Source organism: Nostoc sp. CmiVER01 (genome assembly GCF_034531135.2).
Lineage (GTDB): Bacteria > Cyanobacteriota > Cyanobacteriia > Cyanobacteriales > Nostocaceae > Nostoc.
In genome coordinates, this window is the sequence record NZ_JAVRBU020000007.1 from 19058 (window position 1) to 42385 (window position 23328).

The window sequence follows — 23328 nt, forward strand, 5'->3', positions numbered from 1 at the left end:
ACTGGCTATTAACACTTGACAAAAAATGACTGCGATTTCTGATTGCTTTGAAACCCTTAAAAAAAATGGTGAGTGCGCTCTAATTCCGTTTATTACTGCTGGCGATCCAGATTTAGAAACAACAGCAAAAGCCTTGCAGATTCTAGATCGTAGTGGAGCCGACATTATAGAACTGGGTATACCCTATTCCGATCCTCTAGCGGATGGGCCAGTAATTCAAGCTGCTGCTACTCGCGCCTTACAAAGGGGTACGAAATTAGAGCAGGTGCTAAAAATGCTGCAAGGGATTACTCCCAAATTGCGATCGCCTATTGTCCTATTTACCTACTACAACCCAATTCTGCACCAGGGAATTGAAAAATTTCTCTCTTCAATTGCTGCGGCTGGGGTTGCAGGATTAGTAGTACCAGATTTGCCCTTGGAAGAAGCAGCAGGTTTGCTCCAACCAGCTAGTAAGATGGGAATTGATGTAATCTTGTTGGTAGCGCCCACCAGTGATGCCCAACGGATAGAAGCGATCGCTCATTCTTCCCAAGGATTTATTTATTTAGTCAGCGTCACAGGAGTTACAGGGGTGCGATCGCAATTAGAAAATCGCGTGTCTGATTTACTCAAACAAATTCGTAATGTCACTGATAAACCCATCGGTGTAGGCTTTGGCATCTCCGAAGCTGCCCAAGCTCGTCAGGTAAAGGAATGGGGCGCAGATGCGGCGATCGTCGGTAGTGCTTTTGTAAAACGGTTAGCAGAAGGTACTCCAGAGCAGGGACTTTCGGCGATCGCCCAATTTTGCCAAAGTCTCAAGGCTGCCATCAAGACCACCAGCACCAGTACAAATACTCCTCTTGATTAGACCAATAAAGTAGATTAAAAAAGTATAACAGCGCGGTTTTTCTATGCTTGTTTGGTAGACAATTTGACCGTTATGGTTTTGAATATTAACATCAGATATCATGATGTAAAAAAACTAGCTGATCCAGTCGCTTATAGTTTGAGTATTATGTGAAATCAAGTAGGCATAATTTATGAGTGTGAGAGTGAGTCAGTCACAAATAGTTATAATTAGGTCGCAATTGAGGAGCAAAGGCGATGAGTGAGAGTATGGCGTTTATCGGTGGGGTTGCTGTAGCTGGGCTGGCGGCTCTCGTATTGCTCAAAGGAACAAATACCCCCCTACAGCCTAACTTTGCTGTTGCTCCGCAAATGCCAGGAACTGTAGTAGCGCCGGGAATGCAGCCACAAATGTATCCTTATGGGCCTTATGGGCAACCAATGTATCCCGGTCAGGTTCAGCCACCGACTGCTCCCAATACAGACCAGCGTCTAGAGATGGAAAAGCTGAATACGCAGATGCAGTTGGAGCGTTTAAAAAACGACAATGAACAGCTGAAGGCGCAAAATCAACAACTCCAAGGTCAAGTTCAAAATTTCAATACTCAGCAGCAGTGGCAACAAGCCCAGCAGTATAACCAACAAAAAGTAACAACACTCCAGCCTCAAGGTTCTTGGTGGTCTTCACCCGTGCTTTGGGCTGTGGGAGGCGCAACTCTCACTATTGGTGGTGGTGTTGTCGTCGCTGGGGTATTAGCTTTATTCTCACCACGGCAGCGTCCAGCCCGTACTGTACAAGTGATTCACCCTTACCAAGGAAATACACCACCCTTGGTTCCAGTGCGTCGTGCTGAGTTTTTGCCTGCTTCGCGGATGGAAACAAGACGAGTTGAAGCCCCAGAGTACGACGAAATGCAGTAACAACAAAAAATATCGGATAAAGCATCTAGGTAAGAGATATACAGGGTAACACTGTTAAAATACTGCCTAGATGCTTTTTTTTGTACAGTACATGAGTGATTAATCAAGCTCAAAAAGCGCATGAAACTCAAAAAACTGGCGATGTCTTTGACGATCTGCGCTAACGCAGTATTAATTGTTACAGTCTGTGCAGCTTGTCAACCTGTAGATAAAGTTGCCATTTACGAGAAAAATAATGGTAAGCAACCAGTCCAGGCAGAACTTTTAGCTAAAATTGCTGTCGGATATGCAAAATTAGGACAACAGGATAAAGCCTCGAAGTTATTAGCCCCAGCTATTCAGACTATCAAAATAAATGAGTCTATCAAAACAAGTGAGTCTTTTTACATTAGACTCAAATTATTAGAGCAGTTGGGAATTAGTTATGTAGAAATGGGACAATACGACAAAGCACTTCAAGTAGCAAAATCTCTTCAAGTATACGAGCCAATATACAGTGATATTCGGTTGAAACATATTACTACTCGCCTAACACAAGTAGGGCAATACGAAAAAGCTTTTCAAATTGCTAAATTAATATCAATAGATGGTCATAGATATATCTTTGAAGACGTTAACTTTTTATCTCAATCTAGTAGCATTGCTTCTCAATCTACAGCAATGTCTGAAGTTGCACTTAAGTATGCACAAGCAGGACAAAAGGCTCAAGCAGAACAGATATTAGTACAAGCACTTCAAAAAGCTAAAGCCAGTGATGAAATGGCTGAAATCGCACTCAAATATGTACAAATTGGGCAAAAGTCTCAAGCAGAACAGGTATTAGTACAAGCACTTCAAAAAGCTAATACCACTGATGAGATGGCTGAAATTGCACTCAAATATGCACAAGTTGGACAAAAAGCAAAGGTATTGCAAGTGCTAGCGCAAGCCTCACAAAATGCACAATATCCAAACGATATTGATAAAGTGGCTTTCAAGTATGCACAAGTTGGACAACAGGCTAAGGGAGAGCAGTTGTTAGCCCAAGCCCTTCAAAGTGTTAAAAAGGAAAAAGATGGTAAAATCAAGAATTTGGATTTGGGCTATATTGCTATTGGTTATGCAAAACTGGGACAATGCAACCAAGCTATTGAGCTTGCCAAATCTATAAAGGACTACCCTGATTATAGAGAATTTAAAGACGCTTATATCACTCATGATGGTTTAATTATTGGCCTTAATTTACCAGATGTTTTTGTTGAAATTGCTGAGAAGTGTGCAGCAGCAGGGCGATATGAGCAAGCTTTTCAAGCGATCCAGAAAATAAAATTCTCTGATAATAAAAGCGAAGCCTTAGGTGTAGTTGCTGTTGAATATGCAAAAAAGAGTCAATACAAGCAAGCTTTTCAAGTACTTAAAGAGAATCTTGAGTCTGACTATAACAAAGCCTTGCTTTCGTCAGAGTCTGACTTTATCAAAGCAAGGTTTTTGTTAAAGTCTCAATATATCAAAGCCTTAGCTTTGCCTAAAATTGTTGAGCAAGCTACTCAATCAGAACCACCTGCTAAAGCAGAGCAGGTATTATCTCAAGCACTTGAAGTTGCTAAAACTATTAAAAGCCATGATGATAAAGTTAAGGTGATAACTGCGATCGCTATTGGGTACACACAATTAAAAGAAAAAGATAAAAGCGAACAATTATTAGCACAAGCCCTTCAAATCGCAGAAAATATACATCAATAAAAAACAAATTAGTTCAACATCGATAGGTAAAAGTAATAATATTATCTATTACTTATTACTAATAGATGCTGAAACATTATAATTAACAAACTTTGATTTCACAAACCGCTTTCAGGAGTTTTTGTAGCATTAGGAGTCTCTGTAGTAACAGGTTGCTTAGTATCGGGAAGTTTCTGTTGGGTAGTCTTTTGATTACCTTGATTTCCTAGCTGAGTTAGTGCCTGTTTTGCTAGATTTTCTGCTGCTTGTTTAAATAATGGTTCTATTTTGTTTCGCCAATATTTAGTATTGGGCAACTTTTCTGGATGGTTTCTATAATCTAAAACTTTATCCCATTTACCATCATCTATTGCTTTGTTGATTTCATTAGATAACGCCTCTGCCTTAGCCCAATCATCTTGCCACTGGGCAATCATTTTGCTTGTCTCTTGGATACCAGAAGCAGCATTTGCCGGAACCGATTTTAAAAGTGCGATCGCTCTAACTATATCTCCTGATTCATACTTCTGTCTTGCTTGTTCTATAATGTTGGCATTGTTATCAGTAGGCTGCGATCGCTCTGTTTTCCCAGCATCGTCAGTTGACCCCTTGGGCTTTTCTGGTAATGGAGTTACTACATCCCTAGATTTTGGTTTTGCCTTGAGAGTCGGTTGAGTCGCAATCAAGCTACTATCATCTACAATCGTAGTTGCAATACCTTTTTCGCGCAGGCAAGAACCCCATTCTTGATTATTGGTTATCACATTCGAGCGTACCCAAGCCGAATCACCAGAGTTAAGTTTAACTTCTATCCAACCTCGTTTTGTCCGTTTGCCAGTCACCTCAAAACTGGTGTTATCGGCAACTGTTTGCACAATATCAGAATTTCTCGAACTAGGTTCAGAACGAATATTAGAATTTTTAACGACAATAGCCGAGCATTTGTTTGCTAAAGCAGTATTGTTACCTGTAAGATTAAAAGCTAAATTTTTCATTGGAGATACATTTGCTACCAAAGCAGCCGTACCACCCGCCAATAATATGCCAATTAATATTGGCCATGGGTCGAATTTGTCAGAGTCTTTACGCGCAGGTTTAGCGGGGACAGGATTTGCTGGTGCAACTGCAACAGTTTGCAACCGAGATACTTGAGGCTGGGATTTAGCAGTTTGGTAACTAGAATTTTTAGCAGATTCTTGAGATGTGGAAAGTGCAGGTACAGGATTAATCGCCTCTTTACATGCTTGCAGTGCTTGCGTGGCGTTTAAGTAGCGGTCTTTAAAGTGATAACGCACCATTTTGGTCAACACTGCCGCTAGTCGAGGGTTCACAGTTACTGAATGACGCCAAATGATTTCCCCCGTTTCTGGGTCTTCCTGCAATTCTGTTGGCGATAATCCTGTTAGTGCTTGAATGGCGATAATGCCGAGGGAATAGATATCGCTGTTGGGACGGGGTTTACCTTGCCCTTGTTCAGTGGGCATATAGCCAGGAGTGCCAATAACTACTGTAGCAGAGGGTTGTCCACCTGCTATTACCAGTTGTGTACGCAGCTGTTTCACAGCCCCAAAGTCCACTAAAACTAACTTATTATCTAAGGCGCGACGGATGATATTATCTGGTTTGATATCGCGGTGAATCACGCCTTGGCGGTGGACGAATTCGAGAATTTCCAGAACTTCTTGTAATAGTTGGATTACTTCGCTTTCACTCCAGCGCTTACCAGGTATAAGTTCCTCAGCTAGAGTATGCCCTTCAATATATTCTTGTACTAAATAAAATTCTTGGTTTTCGTCAAAGTACGCCAGCAGCCTGGGTATTTGGTCATGATTGCCCAGTTTTTCTAAAGTTTCGGCTTCGCTGTTGAACAGACGTTTAGCAGTATCAAAAACTCTGGGGTCAGTTCCGGGCTTGAGGTGCTTGACAACGCAGAGGGGATTGCCGGGCCGCCTAGTATCTTGGGCAATATAGGTTTGACCAAATCCTCCCATTGCGAGGACTCGAATTACTTGGTAACGATAATCTAGTAACTTGCCTATCATGTTCACTCCCCAGAGTTATTACCTAATTTTCCAGCTGGTAATAAATATCTCCAAATTTTCTTCAATGAAATCCGCTATCTTGAGAAAAGATTTAGATTAAAAACGCAGCTTTTTAATAAACGCAGACTGTTTATTTTTCTTTTAGTGCCCCTGTTTACTACCAATGCCACCCAAAATAACAAACTCAGTTGCATGGCAGCAGGCTGAAATCCTCATGCAACCTGCTTTCATTCGCGTTATCGACAATATCCGTAAGCAGCTTGATGAATCTTCCTGGACGGGAACTTACCACGATGTCTTGATTTGGCCGCCTAGCACCACTGATGAAATCAAAGCATTGGTGACTGAGCTATTGCAAGCAATGGAAACTGCAACACCCCAAGAAGCAGATGAAATCAAAGAGACTCTGGCTCGTCTGCCGATGCCCCATCCAGGATATCATCTACGTTTACAGCGTCAACAGCAAGAAGCAAGTATCGATTTGTGGGAACTGTGTTATCAAGTGTGTTTTCTTGAATACAACCTAGAGAAGGAAAGTGCTGATATTGATACTAGTTTAATTGATGAATTCGGTGAAGTCGATTGGCTGCGTTTAGATGCTAAGTCTAAGGAGTTAGTTAAGGAGGCGTTTGCTAAATTGCCACAGGATTAATAAATAAAATGCCCTTAAAATAGAATTCTGGGGCTATACGAACATAGCCCACCTGTGTGGGCTAATGAGTTAATGCGATCGCTTTTTCAACCTATCTACAATGTGGAGAGTGATGCTCCGAGAAATTTTAGTGGTTAACCTGATTAGCGAGGTCGATTTTATCGCCCGTGATAGATGCGTAAAATTACAACCTCATCCTGAAGAATCACGTAGTGAATTATAAAGCTGTATTTCCCAAAAGAAACTACAAGTTTTCGTAATCCTGCTATTTCATCGACAATCGCACCTCGACGAGGATTCTCCTGTAGACTCTCACCCGAAGAGACAATTGCTTGTACTGCCCGTGCTGCTGCATCAGCATTATTAAGTTTGATAAAATTGTAATGACGATTTAAGTCATCAATTGCCGTTTGCGTCCAAACTATCTGGGACATGGACGTTCTTCATCGGTTCCTAAAGAGTCTGCCCATTCACGCACACGCCCATGTGCTACTCCTGTGCCTGTCCTACGGTATGCTTCCAGAGCTTTACGGCTTTGCTCAATCGTTTGGGCTTGGGTCAGTGGCTGAAAATTTAATGTTGTATCTATTTCACCGTAATCAAAGATTTCTTCTATACTTTGAGTAGATTCATAACTGAGTAACTGCTCAAAATCTTCTAAGTCTCCATCAGTTACAGTCAACCACATTTTGAGCAGACTTTTTACCTGTTCCCCCGGCAATGCCTCAAGATGCTCTAAAATTTGCTGTTTAATATTGTTGGCTGTCATAAGTATGAGATTTTTAGCGCGATTTCATTAAAATTCCACGTTTCACCAGCATATCTAATTTTAACTTGTTGGTCTGACGGTAAACCTTACTGGAATGGATATTTGGGGAACTGGATGGTTGATCTTAGCTTTGCTCCATTAATCTGAATCTTGGAAGTTTCCTTAATCCCGCAGATAAAAATTGTAAAGCTATGAATTGATATGTCTTTTATTGATGAAATTCATCCTGTTAACGCATTGATTGTAGGAGCTAGCCAAGGTATTGGTTTAGGTTTTGTAAAAAAATTGCTACAAGATGACAGAATAACCAAAGTTTATGCAACTTCTCGTCAACCGGAATCAGCCTCAGATTTAATAGCTCTTGCAGGCGAACATTTTGAACGATTAATTTGTTTAAAGATGGATATTACTGACGAATTGCAGATTGTTGAAGCTGTTCAAAAAATACTAACCCAAGTTGGCAAACTGCATTTGGTAGTCAACTGTGTAGGACTGTTGCATGAAGAAACTTTGCAACCTGAAAAAAGCTTAAGACAGATAAATTCAGAAAATTTGTTGCGTTACTTTCAAATAAATAGTATTGGTTCTGTCTTACTGGCTAAACATCTATTGCCTTTGTTTCGTCATGGAGAACGCAACGTATTTGCCACTATTTCTGCTAAATTAGGCAGTATTGGCGATAATCAACTTGGTGGATGGTATGGCTATCGCGCCTCTAAAGCAGCACTCAATATGTTAATGCGAACTGCGGCAATTGAATATAAAAGAAGTTGTCCTAAAACATTAATAGTGACATTGCATCCTGGTACAACTGATACGCAACTTTCCCGTCCTTTTCAGGGAAATGTACCTGCGGAAAAATTATTTTCAGTAGAACGCACCGTTACCCAATTACTGACTGTCATCGAACAGCTTCAAGAAGGCGATAGTGGACAGTTTTTCTCATGGGATGGGAGCAGATTGCCTTGGTAACTGCGTTACGCTGAAGAAGCGTGAAATTTACGTTACTTGTAACCATCTATGAAGTTTTTTGTGCCAGCAGCTAAGGATGATATTAAAGCAGAGCAGGTGTATAGTGCTTTTGCTCGGTCTGTCAAAGCACCAATAACCGAAAAGCGTATTTGGAAGTTACAGTGGCGTGATAACGAAATTAATATGGAATGCGAGGTAGGTAAACCCTTACCATCCTCTTATGAAACGGGGAAAGAGCTAGTTATGGCAATCTTTGAGTGCGAAAACCTTTATAAGATTTGTACTCTCAGCCGTGGAGGAGTAAAGGGAGAGCCTATCTTGGCTGGAAAAAACTCTCAATCTTTAGCAACGTATTTTTCAGAATCTTATTAATTTTACGTCTATGTATCACTTTCTGAGTTTTACCTTGTGGAGTAATTCATCTTTAATGCGGTTGAGAATTGAAGTTTCATCTAGGTTTGCCAAAATCCGATTAATCACTGCTTTTGGCCCATCAGGCCCCCAAGTCGCACCGTTGGCTAAATAAACTTTGGTAACTTGTCCAATGCCGTAAGAAGAAACACCAGCTACTCCCGCTTGCGTAATTGCCACGGATATATAAGGGCCAAGGGCAGCACCTGCGGTAGCTGTTGCAGAGATACCAAGTAAAGTTTTTAATCCACTCAAGCCCAAATTTGCCAACAGTTCACTAGCACCAATTCCGCCCATACTCAGGGCGATTTTTTGTAGCAATTGTACAGCCCCGGCTTCAGTCATAGAGAAGCCATAGAGTTTAGATAAACCCAAAATCAGAGCAATATCAATTACCACACTACTCAGAATATCTATCACAGTTACGGGATTAAGTGCGATCGCTAATGCTTTAGTCATTACAGCCTTCCAAATCAACTCATTAGCGTTCACTTCCCGAATCATCAGTTTTCGTTCTATCAACTGCTCATTTACGATATCGGCATAAAGCATGGTATTGAGGGCAACCAAAGCTTTACCCTCACGGTGCAGAATCTCCAAGATTTTCAGCTTGAGTTCCTCAATTTGGGCATTACCTGTACGCAACTGTATGCCCCTAGTACCATCAGGGCGATGAATCGCCGTCTTTACCAATGGCGATGCCGCAGCCATGACAATTTCCAAGGGTGTAAGTAATTCCCGCACCCTTTCATCCCGGATTTTGTGATAAATTGCCATCCGGTCTGCTTCTGGATACTGGTCTACTTTGTTAAATACTAGAATGATCGGTTTACCTGCTTCCCGCAACTGAGAAAGGGCAGCGTATTCTAGCTTTGTCATGTCGCCAGAAATCACAAACAAAATCAAATCCGCTTGTTTAGCAATCTGTTCAGCTAACGCAGCACGAGTTGCACCATCTACTTCGTCTAACCCAGGAGTGTCAATTAATTCCACCTGGGATTGACCTACACCAGGGAGAGTAACTCGCAAAGCATGTTCAGTTTCCCCAATCGCTTCCTCACTAATACTCCAATTAACTCTTTGTGCAGCACGAGTGACACCATGCAACGGCCCAGTTTCAAATACTGTTTGCCCAACCAAAGCATTGAGTAGAGAAGATTTACCACGTCCCACCATGCCAAAAGCGGCAATCTGTAACACCATGCGGTCTAATTTCCCTAACATGGTTTCCAAATCAGTAATTTCCGTCTCCAATCCGATTTTTTCTTGGGGGGTGAGGTCGAGATTAGCTACCAAGTTTCGCAGCGCCGTTTGTGCTTGTTTATAGTTCAGTTCCGTCTGAATGTCTTCAAAACTGAAAATGGCACTATCCAGTTCTTCCTCCCAACTGAGAGAATTTACGTCAGTGTTAGCGGAATCGCTTTGATGAGGTTCAGGCATGGGTAGTGTTGAAGTCATATTAATTTTAGATTTTAGATTTTAGATTTTAAATTTTAGTTTTTAGATTTTAGATACACCCCCTTTACTATCCTAGTTATTTTTAGGAGCGGTTTGGCGAGATGAGACAGACAAAGGAGCCAAGGGGAATAAGTATGCCCAATGACTAATGACTAACAAAAAGTCATAAACTGAAAAATGCAATCTAAATAACTCGTTAGGATCTGGACTAAATTAACTGTGCGGAAAATTGTTATTGCTGGCAACTGGAAAATGTATAAAACTCAGGCAGAGACCCAGGAGTTTTTACAAGGATTTCTGCCCCACTTAGAAGAAGCCCCCCAAGGGCGAGAAGTGATATTGTGCCCCCCGTTCACTGATTTAAGTGTTTTGTCTAAGAGTTTGCACGGTAGCCTCATCCAACTAGGGGCACAAAATGTCCACTGGGAAGAATATGGAGCTTACACGGGTGAGATTTCTGGCCCAATGCTGACAGAACTTGGTGTGCGCTTTGTGATTGTCGGTCATAGCGAACGACGGCAATACTTTTGTGAAACGGACGCAACCGTTAATCTACGCCTCCGAACTGCTCAAAGGTTTGGTTTGACGCCAATTCTCTGTGTTGGCGAAACTAAACAACAACGAGATGCAGGAGAAACTGAATCACTGATTTCTCTCCAACTTGACAAAGGCTTGGTAGATATTGATCAGGATAACTTGGTGATTGCTTATGAACCAATTTGGGCAATTGGTACTGGTGACACTTGTGAAGTAACAGAGGCGAATCGGATAATTGGCTTAATTCGTAGCCAGTTGAGTAATCCAAATGTATCAATTCAATATGGTGGTTCAGTTAAGCCGAACAATATTGATGAGATCATGGCTCAACCAGAAATTGATGGTGTTTTAGTCGGAGGAGCAAGTTTGGAAGCTGAGAGTTTCGCTCGAATTGTAAATTTTCAGTCGCTGTAATGTGCTTTCTTTTCGTTCCCATGCTCTGCATGGGAATGCCTAATGTAGATTTATGTTAAGCAACTTGATAATTCGAGGACGCTGTTTCGAGTGGGGACAGCGCACCTATTTGATGGGAATTTTGAATGTAACGCCTGATAGCTTTAGTGATGGGGGTGAGTTTAACACTACCTCTGCCGCTTTAGTACAAGCGCAAGCACTGGTGGCTGCTGGTGCTGACATTATCGATGTGGGCGGCCAATCAACTCGACCAGGGGCAAAGCAAATAACTCTGGCACAGGAACTTGACCGCGTGTTATCGGTGTTACGGGTGCTAAGACCAGAAATTTCAATCCCGATTTCTGTAGATACTACCCGTGCTGCTGTAGCCAAAGCATCTGTAGAAGCTGGAGCGGATATTATTAATGATATTTCTGGCGGCACTTTTGACTCAGAAATGTTACCAACAGTTGCAGAGTTAGGTGTGCCGATTATTTTAATGCATATCCGGGGAACACCACAGACAATGCAGCAACAGACTGATTATCAAGATTTGCTCGGAGAAATTTATAGTTTTTTAGATCGGCAAATTGAGGTAGCAACTGCTGCGGGCATTGACCGGGATAAAATTATTATTGATCCTGGTATTGGTTTTGCTAAGAACCATGAGCAAAATTTAGAAATTTTTCGCCGATTGCGATCGCTCTCACCACTCAACTGTCCTATCTTAGTAGGAGCATCCCGTAAAAGTTTTATTGGTCGCATTTTAAATCAACCAGATCCCAAAGCACGAATTTGGGGAACGGCAGCAGCTTGTTGTGCTGCTATTTTTAATGGCGCTGATATCCTCCGAGTTCACGATGTTCAAGAAATGCGTGATGTCTCATTAGTAGCCGATGCTCTACTGAGAAAAGCCGCACAAGCTAATTGTTAAGTATTACCGTTTTCGTGTTTTTTGCCGTTACCTTCTGGATTTTCTGGGTGGGCTATTAACTCCTGAAACATTTCACTTGAGTTTGCTGGGTCTACAAAGACAATTTTGGCATTAGTGCTCTCACCAAGTTTTTGGCTAGCATCTACGTAATCTTGAGCTACAAGATACCGCAGAATGTCCCTACTATCTGGATTGGAACGGAGAGCTTGAGAAATTATTTGCACTGAAGCCATAGTTCCTTCTGCTTTTTTAATTGCAGCTTCCTTTTCCCCCTCTGCTTCAGTAATCAGCGCCCGTTTTTTGATTTCAGCAGCTTGCTGCTCTTCTCTCGACTTGCGTACACTCTCAGGTAGAGTAATTCTCTGAAGGTCTAATCGGAGAATCTCAACTCCCCAATCTCCCGTTACCTCATTCAACTGGTCTATGATAGCTGAGTGCATCTCCGCTCTGGAGACATTAGTCTGCTCCAGAGTGTTCTGGGCAATGATTTCGCGGAGCGTGGTTGTAGTCACCTGTGTCAGTGCCCCTTGTAGATCCTCAATAGCATAAAAGCTTTTCTCAATATCTCTAATGCGCCAGTAGACAATAGCATCTACTTCTACATAAATATTATCTTGGGTGATCACATTCTGAGGTTTGATGTCTAAAAACTGCTCTCGTGTAGTATCTTCCATCACAATCTGATCTACCAAGGGAACAATAAAGTTCAGCCCAGGTTTAAGTTTCCGATGATACTGCCCCAGGCGTTCGACTAGGGCTTCATTACCTTGATTAATCAGTTTTGCAGAACCTAAGGCATAACCTATAAGCACTAAAACTATAAAAATGATTGGCTCCATATATACTCCGATTCAGCTTTTGGGAGAATTTAGTGTCAAAGATATGCTAATAGCTTGTCATATCTTTGAGTTTAATGTTTTGAATCTGTAATTTTATGAACATGGCTGCTGGTGTTCATATTCTGTAAGTAGGCTGTTTTGCGGAATGCGTAGAAGCTCTGCTTCTTGTCGTCAGACATCGCTATTAAAGCACCTTGATAAAATGCTGGCAAGGACTACTTTATCTAATCAACATTACCTGTACTGACATCTTCAGACAGCTTGGATCACAATTCAGTATATTTACTTAGGCTAAGTAATTATAGTAAAATTTATAAAAGTTTTTAAAACTTTAGCATAATCTGATTAAAATTAGCTTTAGCCATTAAAAATATAAAAAGATTATAGGCAGATTGTTAATCAGACTTATATGTTTAATTTTACTGTTTATAGGCTTATAGTTTTTAATCAAAAAATCATAATTTTTAGCAATTAATAGATACCTTTTTTCAGCAGACTACCAGCTATTATTTAGATATTAGCAATTATGATAGGTGTGTTTATATTAGTGTTTTTTCGTAGAGAAGCTAGTAATTTTGGATGGGTTTTATTAGGATTAGCATAATACTAGTTTTATTCAATAGTAGAGTAATTTTCAGAATCAACTAGCATTTAAAGTTTATTTATTATTTTCGTCACATTAAAAGTATCATATAAATTATTTAATGAGGGTGGATTAACTTTAAAAATCTGTATGAATCATCATATTTTACTAAATTTATTGTTAGACATTAATTTAATATTAGCTAGTTAATATTACAGTAATAAAAATTTAATATTATAATTTTCCCATCATCTTTATTGAATCTGAAAGTGCATTATGACACTTAGATTAGCATTTAGTTAAGTACCAATTTCACGACGTAGAAGTACACATAACCCTCTTCAAGGGGATGAATAGCCTTTTAATGATGATTTTAGGTTAGGGGGGTTTTACTAAGGTTGGGGGTAATATTAGAATGGAAACTATTGATGATGAGGAACAGGCAAGAATGACCCAGGTGGTTCTAGGAGAGAACGAAGGAATAGACTCAGCTTTGCGTCGGTTTAAATGTCAGGTTTCCAAAGCTGGGATATTAGCTGATGTGAAATATCATCGGCACTTTGAAACACCGATAGAGAAGCGCAAACGTAAGGCAGTGGCAGCTAGACGCACAAGACGTTTTAAATAAATCTATTTGATGTGATACTGGCGTTGCTTGAGGTTATGACCTAAAACAGGCAACAGCATGTAGTCCTAGCCCGTCGTAGACATCGCCATTATTCTTACAAAATTTAAGCAAACTATGCCGCACCTCAAATTAGGGTGTAGATAAGTCACTTAGTTCTATGTACAGAAGGCGTTAAGGGGTTTATTTCAGTTAGATAGAACAAGCTAAAATCGCTGCCCATCAACTAAAATAAGCGTCTTTGCCAAACTTACAAGGCAGTATTCATCCAACCCTAAGACTCAGAATTATTAATGGTGCGGCTATTACAAATATTCATCGCCTTTTCTACTCCCTGCTTGAGGCTTAGTTCAATACACTCAACCACGAACTGAAGTACAAGAGACATCTGCTGATTTTCTGCTGCCGAAAATCGCCCCAGCACATGAGAAACAGCATCAGAATCATCGTTGTTAGCTGCACCTTTGGGTTTACCAATACCGATTCGCAAACGGGGAAAGTTTTGGGTACTAAGATGTGCGATCGCACTTTTCATACCGTTATGTCCCCCAGCCGAACCAGATAACCGCAAACGAGTTTTTCCCAAAGGCAAATCCATATCGTCATAAATCACCAGCACTGATTCAGGCGGCAATTTATACCAACTAGTTACCGCTTGTATTGCTTGTCCTGAGCGATTCATATAAGTTAACGGCTTGAGCAAGCGAATCTTACCTCCACCTGGGGCCACACCCTCGCCATACTCACCCTGAAACTTGCGGTTTTCTGCTAAGGAAATGCGCCAAGAACGCGAAAGAGTTTCTACAGCAGCAAAGCCGATATTATGGCGTGTTTGGTCGTACTTGCTTTCTGGATTCCCCAACCCGACAATTAGCTGGGGAATCACTAAAGCTGGTTGCTTAACAGCTTCTGTCATTTTGCCTACAGTCAATTGATATGCAGCACTCTCATAGTACAGAGCGGCAAAAATAAACCTATCATTTCATTACAGCCAAAAAGTCCAGAATTAAAGCCTTTTAACTTTTGACTTTTGACTTTTGACTTTTAACTTCCGCCTTGCGGTACTAGCTAGGTTGGGAAGAATTAGTGGTATCCTGCTCAGATTTAGCAGGGTAGATTTGCTTAGGTTCCAATTCAGCAGTAGTCTTGACAGCTTCTTCTAACTGTTCTGCTTCTTTTTGAAACTCGTTTTGAAAATCTTTGGAAGCTTCTTGGAAACTACGAATAGTTTTACCTACACTCCGACCAATCTCTGGCAGCTTCTTTGGGCCAAAGATTAACAGCGCTACTATCATAATTACAGCCATTTCCGGCAGACCAATACCAAATATATTCATTTTTGTCTCCTGTAAACTATAAAACCACTACATAGACTCACATATTTATGTAGTCTACTCAATAATCGCCTATCATAGAAAGCGATTGCCCCACGAGGGAGTGATGCCTTATGTCTCTGACAATCAAAGACTTAGAACAATTACAGTTTTGAATATATAGGTCATGCCTCGCAAACTAGGGCGTGTTACTGGTTATAGTGCTGGCTTTATCTTACCCAGCATTGAAAGTGATAAACTTTTAACTGTTAAGTGAGAAGTTATTATTAGCCCTTCTACTCTGATGTATTAAACCAAGTTTCTAAATCTGCGATCGCCTGAAAATCTAGCAAAGCTTCACCTAGATTTTCTAATTGCTCTAGGTCGAGGGTTTCAATTCGCTCACGCATCTCTTGAGGTAATTCTCCCACGCGCCGAGTTAGTTGACGAACAATGAGCGATCGTTCGCGTTGTTCTCCTCGCTGTTCTCCTTCAGCGAGAATCTCTTGATAAATCACTGATTCGCGCATCATACCCTCCCGAAACAAGTTTCTAATCAAGTCTTTTTCGTATTTTAACCCGGCTAAGATTTGAGTGTAGGCGGAAATTTCTAGTCGTTCTCTTTGCTCAAGTTGATTTACTCGTTCCACCACTTGTTGCAACAAGGCTTGGGGTTGGGTAGTTGCTGTTAGTGGTGCTAAGGGTAACAAAGCCTGGTTGTTGAGAAATAGTTCGGGATTTTCTTCCCATAAGCAAATTACGCGATATTCGTGACGGGTAGTTTCGACATTGAAGACAGTTTCAATCACTGTCCCTGGTGTAGGAGGAAGCAATAATACGACAACTTGAGTGATTGGTAGACGATACAACCGATACAACCTTACCCAATAATCAAGCATCCGTAGGGGTAGGGGTGGTGTAGATTCGAGCTTAGTTTGAAATTCTAGGTGGAGAATGCGTTCTTGAAGTTGTAGGAATGTGACGTAATCAGCACGAATTGGTTCAATACTCAATTCAGTTTTGAGGACTGTGACACCAGTTTGCGGTGTACCTAATACCCAACTGGCAAACGTGGCAGGATGCTTTTCGGACAAAAGTTTGCAAAGGTTGTCAAAGGACATGAATGACCAACATAAAGAGACTTGCAAAAAATAAATTATCTCAAATTATTTCTACTAGGGGCGCAAGACCTTGCCCAGTAGCAAATCGCAATTCATAAAAAAACCCGGAAGAACCGGGTGTAACATAACTTGTTATCCAAACTTGATAGCTGTGTATGCTTTAGCGTCCTAAACTCCGCCAATCGACTACTACATCCTCAACCAACAGTGTTCTATTGTAAAGTTGCAGAATAATTAGCAGAAACACAAAAAATAGCCCTATAAAAACAGCCATCACAGGGGTAGTACCCCAACCTGGAGCCACTTTCCCATACTCAGAGTTCAGTGGTTTCAGGATATCTCCCAACCTAGTCCTTTGTGCCATAGTTCACCTAATATTACTTGCCAAAGCTTTTTTTAATCTTCTGTAATATTCTATAAGAATAGCACTCATCATCTATTCCTCAATTATGGAACCCGCAATAGTTCTTAGCATTTCTGTGGCTGCCGTGGTAATTGCCATCACGGGAATTTCGATTTATACCTCCTTTGGCCCTCCTAGCAAGCAATTGAACGATCCGTTTGATGACCACGAAGACTAAAAGAGTCATTTGTCATTTGTCATTTGTCAATGGTTTGTGGAAAACCACAATTGACCACTGACATAGTACTAGTTGCTTACTCCAGCTTGGGATTAATCGCTGGTATTACTTTGAAACCGGCGATTTTCCAAGGCTGTATCGTCAATATTTGTTGCTCAGATGAGAATTCAGTAGTAGAGGAACGCTCTAACAAGTCTACTGTATCTCCTAGATTTAACCCTAAATCGCTTTGCAAAGATAACTCGGCTGTTTCTCCGTGACATTCATAACACCGCAGAATTAACTGCTGTGGGTCATCCTCAGATGGCTTGAAGGCCATCAAGATTAAATTTTCAGCTGATAAATCTAGGAAACTCACCCCCAACCCCTCTTTGCTAGCTGAGAGGGGAGAATTTTTATCTAAGTTTTGATTAACGGGATTCAATATCACTTGTAAGGGTATATTCAATTCATAGCCACGGCGTACTGTATGGGCTGATTCCCAGCTACCAACATGGGGATACAAAGTATATGTGAACTCGTGAAAACCTCTATCAGCCTCTGAGTCTGGCCAATTAGGACTGCGTAGGAGTGTTAAGCGGAGTTGATTTGGTTTGCTGTCGTAACCGTATTTACAATCATTCAGCAAACTAACACCACAACAATTTTGGATTGTGTCTTCTGTTGTTAAATCAGCCCAACGTAAGGCGGGGACTTCCCATTTTGCTTGTTCTGCCGGGGTTTGCGGTTTAGTTGGACGGCGAATAGCGCCACAGGGAATTTCATAAGTAGCAAAGCCTGCTTCAATATTCAAAGGAAAAGCAGCTTTTACTAATACATGATTTTCTTGCCAGTTGACAGTAGTAGCTATTTTCAGCAGAGGTGAATTAGCTTGCAGAATATAGTCTTGGCAAAATTCCGATTCACCCAACTGACGCACCACGCGCACACGACTTTGCACTGGCCCTTGTTCTAACCACTGAATAGATAGAAGATTTGTTGAGGGTAAGGGATGTTGAGCGTAATTGGGGTCTATATTCCAAGCATCCCAATATTGACCACTGTCTTTAAAAGCTTGTAGTTGATTCCCTGCCCCACTCAAAACTTCTCGTTGATAAGTTTTGTCAAAAACACTTGATAAATCTCCAGTATCAGGGTCTATAACGACTCGTAAGAATTCATTTTCTAAAATCCAGTCTGGGAGGAGTGGGGGAGATGAGGGAGATAAGGGAGATAAGGGAGATGAGGGGGAAAGCCAAAATATACGGTAGCCTATGGGTGGAATTTCGATAGCGAGAAATTGTAGGATTGATGGTTCAGATAATTGGGAGACAAGCTGGTTTCCAGAAGCATCGTAAATCTGCCATTCCTGGGTAGTGGTTGGTGGCGTGGGTAAGGGTACAGACACTACTTCAGAGCGTTGCCAATTGAGAGAATTGAAAACGAAAATAGACAAACTATCGGGTTTTGGCGGTTCTGATAGGGTAATGTAAGATGCGATCGCTAAAAGTGATTCCTGTAATATCTTCGTTCCCATTTGTTCCACTTTCTGCCATTCGGGCAACGCATCCGTGTAAACTTGGGTAATTGAAGAACCAGGTAAAATATCGTGAAACTGTTGAAATAACACCAGTTTCCAAGCTGCTTCGATTTCTGCTTTAGGATATGTCACACCACAGCTTACGGTTGCCAAAGTAGCAAATAGTTCAGCTTCATACAATAAATTTTCACAACGACGATTCCAGCGTTTTTGGTCTGCGTGTGTAGTGTAGCAACCGCGATGGAATTCGAGGTATAGTTCGTCATTCCAGGTGGGGAAAGGAGGAGAGGCAGGGGAGGCAGGGGAAGCAGAGGAAGCAGAGGGAGAATAACTCCTGAATTCTGACTCCTGAATTCTGACTCCTGATTTGATTTGTTGTAAATATTTTTCAGCCGTTGTAAATTCTAAGTCTGGGAAGAAAGGGGACTTTTGCCAACGTTGGGCGGTTTCTAACATATCACGGGTGGGGCCGCCGCCGTGGTCGCCGACACCGGGAAGCCAGAGGGATTGTGCTAAACCAGTCTGGGATTGCCATTCAAGAGCGTAGGATGCCATTTTAACTGGGTCTATAGCTTCACCGATGGGTGCAGACATCAAACTAAAGACTTCGCTACCGTCAGGCGATCGCCACCAAAAAGCCCCATAATCAAATTTAGTAGTATCATTCCACCGCAACTTCTGAGTAACAAAATACTCAATTCCGGCATTAGCGAAAAACTGCGGTAAAGTGGCACAAAAACCAAAAGAATCTGGAACCCATACCACAGTTGAAAGCTTACCAAATTTTTCTTGAATGTAACGCTGACCATACAATAGCTGACGGACTATTGATTCACCTGCAATTATGTTGAGTTCCGGTTCCACCCATATTCCGCCGACAACTTCCCAACGTCCAGCAACTACCTGTGCTTGAATTGCCCTGAATAAATCCGGGCGATGTTCTTCAATCCAGGCATAAAGTGCAGGAGTCGAATGACAAAAAATTAACTCAGGAAAATCTGCTTGTAACTTCAAAACTGATTCAAAAGTGTTTTGCGCCGCATTCCAAGTTTCACTCACAGGCCATAGCCATGCTAAATCTAAATGAGCATGACCCAACAAGAAAATTTTGGATTTTTGATCCCCCCAAACGCCGATGTCAGATTGAATTAAATTTTGACGTAGAGACAAAAACGACTTTACGAACTCTCCCTTTTCTTCCTCCGTGTCCTTGGCGTCTTGGCGGTTCGTAACCTCCCCCACCATCGCCGCCAAAACATCCAACCTCTCCGGCGCAAACTTTTCCAAATAAAGTTGCACCACAGCCAACTCATCAGCCACAAACCCCGGATCGGGATTATTATCAACAGTAGACTCATAAACTAGGAGCGATCGCACTAAAGCACCATCACAATGCCCCGGACTCACTAACCGCAAAGCCACAATAAACTCTTCCCCAGGCGTTACCCCTCGACTGAGAAGCACTCTAGGCGAACAATCAAATAAATCACCCTCCAGCACTAACTCCCCATTTACATAAATCTCAGCAGAATCCGCCCACCAAACCAGCGCCAGCCGCAAAGATAACCCAGCTAAGGGATAGCCCTGTAAATCTTGGGGAACCACCAATCTTTGCACTAGCCATAACACTTTTTTCTTGCCTGTCCAAGCAATATGTTCTTTAGCATTCAACTGGACAGGTTGCCAATGAGACAAATCAGCAGCTACAACATCAGTAATAATCAGGTCAGATTCCTGGTATAGCCAAGTAGACTGAAGATTAACTTGACAAAAAGAGCGCAGTTGCTCAATTGCTTGTGAGATGATTTTGGTCTGGGATTGAGAGACAGTCGGGGTCATATATTCGCTAAGATGAGGTGTTGGTCGTTTTTATTGTTTGGCGCGAGTCTCACAACTTATACAAGACTTGAACTAAAAAATTACTACTATGTCTTCTGGTTCCTCTGGGCGTTATCAAAGCAGACTATTTAACTTTGTCCACCAGCAATCTCGGCGGGTGACACAACAGTGGGAACACACCTTCCGGCATTTGCAAGTTGCTACTAAGTGGGGTGTGGAGGCACTACTTTACCCAGTGTATCTACTGTTTCAGTCATCTGAATCATCTGGGAAAACGCTACAGACCAAAGAACCACAAACTAGACTAAAGTTACAACCAAATGATACCGGTTTCCAACCCAAAATTCCAAATGTTGATAGTCCCATTCAACATGTACTAGAGGCAGTCAATTATCTGTCATCTAATGAAGCTGCTTCTAATCCTGCAAAAATAGTTGAATTTTTCAAACCTTTGGCTTTCTTGGGAGTTTTACGGCTAAAATTTGCTAAAAAGTATACAAATAATCCTAATCTTACTCAATTATCAAATATTACTGATAATCAGAGCGGAAGTCTCAACCCTTTACAGCTAGAAAATGCTCTCCATCAGCAGCTTGCAGTAGTGCGGGGAATTGCCACAAATTTGATAGATCGTAGTTTAGTACTTGTTACTGCCGACAATGAAATTCTAGATATTTTGACACCCCAGCAACAGGCAATACTAGAAGACCGCATTATTAACGAAGTTGCTAATTATTGGAAGTCTTGGCGGTTGATTATAGCTAAAAAAGAAACGGAACTATTACCACAAATTGACCATTTATTAGCAAAACTCACTGATGGAAATATAGCTAAAAATTCAGTTTTAGCTGAAGGGGTACCAAAAGATTTACTTAATACAGATAAATTATTAGCATTTCTAGATATAGCCTTTGCTAAATTGGAATCAAATGCTTTAGTACCTGTACAAGAACGTAGTCAAAAAGTTGTTCAAGTTGCCCAAAGTCAGTTAAATATATTTCTTTATGGCAAAGAGCAATTAGCTGCTAGAGGAGAAATTACAGCCAATGCTGACAGTTTAGAAACTCATAGACTGAATGTTCAGGCTTTGATTGAGGCAGCGCTTAATTACTTTTTTGGTGTTGGGAATAGAAAAACACTTGAGTCAACAACTAGCGATGAGAAATTGCCAGGTAAACTATTATCATCACGTAGAAAGTCTTTGTCCAAAAGCTCTCAGTTGGAAAACCAAGATTTAACAGATAATCCTTGGCTAACATGGAATGATCTATTTGGCGACACCGAAACCATCGCCCAAAAACCAGTTGCACTTTCTGGAGAGACAAATCCTGCTTTAGCCTCAATATCAACAGGACATTTTCCACAAAATAATTTAACTATAAGACAACCTAAAGTTGGATCTGGTTTGGTGCGAAGAAGTAAAAAAACATCTGGAAAAATTGCCTCTACAAAACAAACCCGAACTAGCATTTCCCAATCTAAAAGCGAGAGTGAGAGTCAGAAAGGGGAAATTTTACACCAGCAATTTCACCAAAGCACTCAAGTTGAGGCGCAGCCAGACTGGATAGAAACCAAAGCAACTTCAATAGGTTACGAAAAGCACCCCTTAGAGCAACTTTTAGAATGGGTTGATTATATTATGCTCTGGCTAGAAGAGAGATTTGTAAGGATTTTTCAGTCGTTACGGCAACTATGGCAGGGTAAATGATTCGTAATTCATAGTTAAGATTTGTTAGATTTCATCTGGGCTTACAGGTTTACATCTTGTAGCCGGATTTTGGATTATTTGTATAAATTGGTAGATATTTTTTTTAAAACTATGATAATATTTATAATCTTCCAATTAAAGAATAATTTAGCTTATCTATAATGTTATTGGTGGTTGTCTAAGTGAAAATTGTTGTTTATTGTAAATATTTCAATTTCAAAAATCCACTAGATAAACCGAAAATTGAGACATTTGTAGTGAATGTGCCTCAAGTTCCTAAAATAGGTGAAACAATTGTAGTCGAAAGAATTTCACCCCGAAAAGAGTTTGTAATTATTTTTGAATATATTGTGACAGCAGTGCAATTTAACGCTTCTAGAGAATCGGCTGACTCAGCAGATGCTCAGGTAAATGCGTTTTTAAATCACTGTTGGGAGGGAACATCAAATTTCAAAGTTACAAACTTTTTAGAGCAATAAACCCTTACCACAACATGTAATTGAGGAAATAACGTATAATTTGGCTCCTGTTGGTTAATAATTAGTTGACATGTTAATAGCTTGCTGGGAAAATATCTAAAAAACTAACCAGATGATTGACCATAGCGATCGCATCGTGTCTCGTAGAGAAGGCAGATTTCAAGGTGTTGGAGGACTTGAACTGTATTACCAAAGCTGGTATCCAGAGGGTAAAGTACGGGCAATATTAGCCATTGTGCATGGACTTGGAGGACACAGCGATCGCTACAATAATATAGTTCAGCATTTGATACCCAAACAATATGCTGTCTACGCCTTAGATTTGCGTGGTCATGGACGCTCATCGGGCCAGCGAGGCTATATCAACGCTTGGAGTGAGTTTTGCGAAGATTTAGGAGCCTTTTTACAGTTAATTCAGACTCAGAATCCTGAATGCCCAATTTTTCTTTTGGGTCATAGTTTAGGTGGGGTGATTGTCTTAGATTATATTCTACGCCATCCCCAAAAAGCATCAGTTTTGCAAGGTGCGATCGCTCTAGCGCCAAGCTTAGGGAAAGTTGGAGTTTCACCGATTCGGGTGCTTTTAGGAAAAATGCTCTCACGGGTGTGGCCGCGTTTTACCCTGAATACAGGCATTGATCTGAGTGCTGGTTCACGAGATCAGCAGGTTTTAGCCGCCATCGCTCAAGATACACTGCGACATACCCTTGCTACTGCCCGTCTGGCTACAGAATTTTTTGCAACAGTTGATTGGATTTATGCTCACGCAGCTGATTGGCAATTACCATTGTTAATTCTCCACGGTGGTGCAGACCGAGTTGCTTTACCTGCGGGAAGTGATATATTTTACCAACGGGTAAATTGCACAGATAAGCTGAGAATCGAGTATCCAGGAGCCTATCACGAAATTCAGTGTGACCTAAACTACCACGAAGTAATAGCTGATTTGGAAGATTGGTTAGAGCGACATATACCACCCCAGACGGCACAGTTAGGGCGAGGAAGCAGTGAGTTAGAGTTTCCTAGTTCTTAGTGTTCTTACTACAACGTTCTTTCTATCAATCGTTGAGTCAAATTTACTAGCAAAGGGCGATCGCACA

General features: G+C 41.1%; 23 protein-coding genes. 13 read left to right on the plus strand and 10 right to left on the minus strand.

The window, feature by feature from the left end:
* The first annotated feature begins 25 nt into the window (after positions 1 to 25).
* From trpA to RMZ43_RS12665, 3 genes are all read left to right on the plus strand, one after another.
* Positions 26 to 853 carry a tryptophan synthase subunit alpha gene (gene trpA / locus RMZ43_RS12655; protein ID WP_322654931.1) on the plus strand — a complete coding sequence of 276 codons (828 nt, stop codon included), beginning with the start codon at positions 26 to 28 and terminating at the stop codon, positions 851 to 853.
* Between the two features lie 236 nt (positions 854 to 1089).
* Positions 1090 to 1752 carry a heterocyst differentiation related protein gene (locus RMZ43_RS12660; protein WP_322650273.1) on the plus strand — a complete coding sequence of 221 codons (663 nt, stop codon included), beginning with the start codon at positions 1090 to 1092 and terminating at the stop codon, positions 1750 to 1752.
* Between the two features lie 141 nt (positions 1753 to 1893).
* Positions 1894 to 3474, plus strand: a complete 1581-nt coding sequence (locus RMZ43_RS12665; protein ID WP_428850726.1) for a tetratricopeptide repeat protein — start codon at positions 1894 to 1896, stop codon at positions 3472 to 3474.
* A 98-nt stretch (positions 3475 to 3572) separates the two neighbouring features.
* Here the strand turns inward: RMZ43_RS12665 and RMZ43_RS12670 are convergent, their stop codons facing one another.
* A complete protein-coding gene (locus tag RMZ43_RS12670; RefSeq protein WP_322654929.1) occupies positions 3573 to 5495 on the minus strand; it encodes a serine/threonine protein kinase in 1923 nt (640 codons plus the stop codon).
* A 163-nt stretch (positions 5496 to 5658) separates the two neighbouring features.
* Between RMZ43_RS12670 and RMZ43_RS12675 the strand changes: the two genes are divergently transcribed.
* Positions 5659 to 6147 (plus strand): hypothetical protein, encoded by a 489-nt coding sequence (locus tag RMZ43_RS12675; protein ID WP_322654928.1) that lies wholly within the window; start codon positions 5659 to 5661, stop codon positions 6145 to 6147.
* A gap of 158 nt (positions 6148 to 6305) precedes the next feature.
* Here RMZ43_RS12675 and RMZ43_RS12680 read toward each other — a convergent pair whose 3' ends face one another.
* Positions 6306 to 6581 carry a type II toxin-antitoxin system RelE/ParE family toxin gene (locus RMZ43_RS12680; RefSeq protein WP_322654927.1) on the minus strand — a complete coding sequence of 92 codons (276 nt, stop codon included), beginning with the start codon at positions 6579 to 6581 and terminating at the stop codon, positions 6306 to 6308.
* Positions 6569 to 6916: a hypothetical protein gene (locus tag RMZ43_RS12685; RefSeq protein WP_322654926.1), complete on the minus strand. Its 348-nt coding sequence runs from the start codon at positions 6914 to 6916 to the stop codon at positions 6569 to 6571. The genes RMZ43_RS12680 and RMZ43_RS12685 overlap by 13 nt, the downstream gene beginning before the upstream one ends.
* A 201-nt stretch (positions 6917 to 7117) precedes the next feature.
* On the opposite strand from RMZ43_RS12685, the gene RMZ43_RS12690 reads away from it, so the two are divergent.
* Positions 7118 to 7888 carry an SDR family NAD(P)-dependent oxidoreductase gene (locus RMZ43_RS12690; RefSeq protein ID WP_322654925.1) on the plus strand — a complete coding sequence of 257 codons (771 nt, stop codon included), beginning with the start codon at positions 7118 to 7120 and terminating at the stop codon, positions 7886 to 7888.
* A gap of 60 nt (positions 7889 to 7948) precedes the next feature.
* On the plus strand, positions 7949 to 8260 hold the full coding sequence (locus RMZ43_RS12695; protein ID WP_322654924.1) for a hypothetical protein: 312 nt from the start codon (positions 7949 to 7951) through the stop codon (positions 8258 to 8260).
* A gap of 15 nt (positions 8261 to 8275) precedes the next feature.
* Here RMZ43_RS12695 and RMZ43_RS12700 read toward each other — a convergent pair whose 3' ends face one another.
* Entirely contained in the window at positions 8276 to 9757 is a 1482-nt protein-coding gene (locus RMZ43_RS12700) for a GTP-binding protein (RefSeq protein ID WP_322654923.1), read from the minus strand.
* Positions 9758 to 9976: 219 nt separating this feature from the next.
* On the opposite strand from RMZ43_RS12700, the gene tpiA reads away from it, so the two are divergent.
* Together tpiA and folP are read left to right on the plus strand one after the other, a co-directional pair.
* Positions 9977 to 10708, plus strand: coding sequence for a triose-phosphate isomerase (tpiA, locus tag RMZ43_RS12705; RefSeq protein ID WP_322654922.1), 732 nt, complete (start codon positions 9977 to 9979; stop codon positions 10706 to 10708).
* Between the two features lie 52 nt (positions 10709 to 10760).
* The gene (folP, locus tag RMZ43_RS12710; RefSeq protein ID WP_322654921.1) at positions 10761 to 11621 is read left to right on the plus strand and encodes a dihydropteroate synthase; all 861 of its coding nucleotides are present in this window, start codon (positions 10761 to 10763) and stop codon (positions 11619 to 11621) included.
* Here folP and RMZ43_RS12715 read toward each other — a convergent pair.
* A complete protein-coding gene (locus tag RMZ43_RS12715; RefSeq protein WP_322650284.1) occupies positions 11618 to 12460 on the minus strand; it encodes an SPFH domain-containing protein in 843 nt (280 codons plus the stop codon). The genes folP and RMZ43_RS12715 overlap by 4 nt on opposite strands.
* Before the next feature lie 1031 nt (positions 12461 to 13491).
* Here RMZ43_RS12715 and rpsU point away from each other — a divergent pair.
* Entirely contained in the window at positions 13492 to 13671 is a 180-nt protein-coding gene (rpsU, locus tag RMZ43_RS12720; RefSeq protein ID WP_322654949.1) for a 30S ribosomal protein S21, read from the plus strand.
* Positions 13672 to 13942: 271 nt separating this feature from the next.
* Here rpsU and pth read toward each other — a convergent pair whose 3' ends face one another.
* From pth to psbH, 4 genes are all read right to left on the minus strand, one after another.
* Positions 13943 to 14584, minus strand: a complete 642-nt coding sequence (gene pth / locus RMZ43_RS12725; protein WP_322650285.1) for an aminoacyl-tRNA hydrolase — start codon at positions 14582 to 14584, stop codon at positions 13943 to 13945.
* 148 nt (positions 14585 to 14732) lie between these two features.
* On the minus strand, positions 14733 to 15005 hold the full coding sequence (locus tag RMZ43_RS12730; protein WP_322650286.1) for a TatA/E family twin arginine-targeting protein translocase: 273 nt from the start codon (positions 15003 to 15005) through the stop codon (positions 14733 to 14735).
* A gap of 272 nt (positions 15006 to 15277) precedes the next feature.
* Positions 15278 to 16102: an Rpn family recombination-promoting nuclease/putative transposase gene (locus RMZ43_RS12735; RefSeq protein ID WP_322654920.1), complete on the minus strand. Its 825-nt coding sequence runs from the start codon at positions 16100 to 16102 to the stop codon at positions 15278 to 15280.
* Positions 16103 to 16262: 160 nt separating this feature from the next.
* The gene (gene psbH / locus RMZ43_RS12740) at positions 16263 to 16466 is read right to left on the minus strand and encodes a photosystem II reaction center phosphoprotein PsbH (protein ID WP_322650287.1); all 204 of its coding nucleotides are present in this window, start codon (positions 16464 to 16466) and stop codon (positions 16263 to 16265) included.
* An 85-nt stretch (positions 16467 to 16551) separates the two neighbouring features.
* Here psbH and psbN point away from each other — a divergent pair, with 85 nt between their 5' ends.
* The gene (gene psbN, locus RMZ43_RS12745) at positions 16552 to 16683 is read left to right on the plus strand and encodes a photosystem II reaction center protein PsbN (RefSeq protein ID WP_109011889.1); all 132 of its coding nucleotides are present in this window, start codon (positions 16552 to 16554) and stop codon (positions 16681 to 16683) included.
* Positions 16684 to 16759: 76 nt separating this feature from the next.
* Here the strand turns inward: psbN and RMZ43_RS12750 are convergent, their stop codons facing one another.
* Positions 16760 to 20041 (minus strand): alpha-mannosidase, encoded by a 3282-nt coding sequence (locus RMZ43_RS12750; protein ID WP_322654919.1) that lies wholly within the window; start codon positions 20039 to 20041, stop codon positions 16760 to 16762.
* Positions 20042 to 20129: 88 nt separating this feature from the next.
* On the opposite strand from RMZ43_RS12750, the gene RMZ43_RS12755 reads away from it, so the two are divergent.
* From RMZ43_RS12755 to RMZ43_RS12765, 3 genes are all read left to right on the plus strand, one after another.
* Complete coding sequence (locus tag RMZ43_RS12755) at positions 20130 to 21749, plus strand: hypothetical protein (RefSeq protein ID WP_322654918.1); 1620 nt, start codon at positions 20130 to 20132, stop codon at positions 21747 to 21749.
* Positions 21750 to 21931: 182 nt separating this feature from the next.
* Complete coding sequence (locus RMZ43_RS12760; RefSeq protein WP_322654917.1) at positions 21932 to 22228, plus strand: hypothetical protein; 297 nt, start codon at positions 21932 to 21934, stop codon at positions 22226 to 22228.
* Positions 22229 to 22340: 112 nt separating this feature from the next.
* On the plus strand, positions 22341 to 23261 hold the full coding sequence (locus tag RMZ43_RS12765; RefSeq protein ID WP_322654916.1) for an alpha/beta hydrolase: 921 nt from the start codon (positions 22341 to 22343) through the stop codon (positions 23259 to 23261).
* Positions 23262 to 23328: the final 67 nt, after the last annotated feature.

Bases quoted from the DNA above. Each gene is read 5' to 3' on its own strand.
- RMZ43_RS12675 (WP_322654928.1), top strand. From the start codon at position 5,659: ATGCCACCCAAAATAACAAACTCAGTTGCATGGCAGCAGGCTGAAATC.
- RMZ43_RS12735 (WP_322654920.1), bottom strand. From the start codon at position 16,102: ATGTCCTTTGACAACCTTTGCAAACTTTTGTCCGAAAAGCATCCTGCC.
- RMZ43_RS12690 (WP_322654925.1), top strand. From the start codon at position 7,118: ATGTCTTTTATTGATGAAATTCATCCTGTTAACGCATTGATTGTAGGA.
- psbN (WP_109011889.1), top strand. From the start codon at position 16,552: ATGGAACCCGCAATAGTTCTTAGCATTTCTGTGGCTGCCGTGGTAATT.
- RMZ43_RS12680 (WP_322654927.1), bottom strand. From the start codon at position 6,581: ATGTCCCAGATAGTTTGGACGCAAACGGCAATTGATGACTTAAATCGT.
- rpsU (WP_322654949.1), top strand. From the start codon at position 13,492: ATGACCCAGGTGGTTCTAGGAGAGAACGAAGGAATAGACTCAGCTTTG.
- RMZ43_RS12660 (WP_322650273.1), top strand. From the start codon at position 1,090: ATGAGTGAGAGTATGGCGTTTATCGGTGGGGTTGCTGTAGCTGGGCTG.
- trpA (WP_322654931.1), top strand. From the start codon at position 26: ATGACTGCGATTTCTGATTGCTTTGAAACCCTTAAAAAAAATGGTGAG.
- RMZ43_RS12755 (WP_322654918.1), top strand. From the start codon at position 20,130: ATGTCTTCTGGTTCCTCTGGGCGTTATCAAAGCAGACTATTTAACTTT.
- RMZ43_RS12715 (WP_322650284.1), bottom strand. From the start codon at position 12,460: ATGGAGCCAATCATTTTTATAGTTTTAGTGCTTATAGGTTATGCCTTA.
- psbH (WP_322650287.1), bottom strand. From the start codon at position 16,466: ATGGCACAAAGGACTAGGTTGGGAGATATCCTGAAACCACTGAACTCT.
- RMZ43_RS12765 (WP_322654916.1), top strand. From the start codon at position 22,341: ATGATTGACCATAGCGATCGCATCGTGTCTCGTAGAGAAGGCAGATTT.
- RMZ43_RS12670 (WP_322654929.1), bottom strand. From the start codon at position 5,495: ATGATAGGCAAGTTACTAGATTATCGTTACCAAGTAATTCGAGTCCTC.
- folP (WP_322654921.1), top strand. From the start codon at position 10,761: ATGTTAAGCAACTTGATAATTCGAGGACGCTGTTTCGAGTGGGGACAG.
- RMZ43_RS12665 (WP_428850726.1), top strand. From the start codon at position 1,894: ATGTCTTTGACGATCTGCGCTAACGCAGTATTAATTGTTACAGTCTGT.
- RMZ43_RS12685 (WP_322654926.1), bottom strand. From the start codon at position 6,916: ATGACAGCCAACAATATTAAACAGCAAATTTTAGAGCATCTTGAGGCA.
- RMZ43_RS12700 (WP_322654923.1), bottom strand. From the start codon at position 9,757: ATGACTTCAACACTACCCATGCCTGAACCTCATCAAAGCGATTCCGCT.
- pth (WP_322650285.1), bottom strand. From the start codon at position 14,584: ATGACAGAAGCTGTTAAGCAACCAGCTTTAGTGATTCCCCAGCTAATT.
- RMZ43_RS12750 (WP_322654919.1), bottom strand. From the start codon at position 20,041: ATGACCCCGACTGTCTCTCAATCCCAGACCAAAATCATCTCACAAGCA.
- RMZ43_RS12730 (WP_322650286.1), bottom strand. From the start codon at position 15,005: ATGAATATATTTGGTATTGGTCTGCCGGAAATGGCTGTAATTATGATA.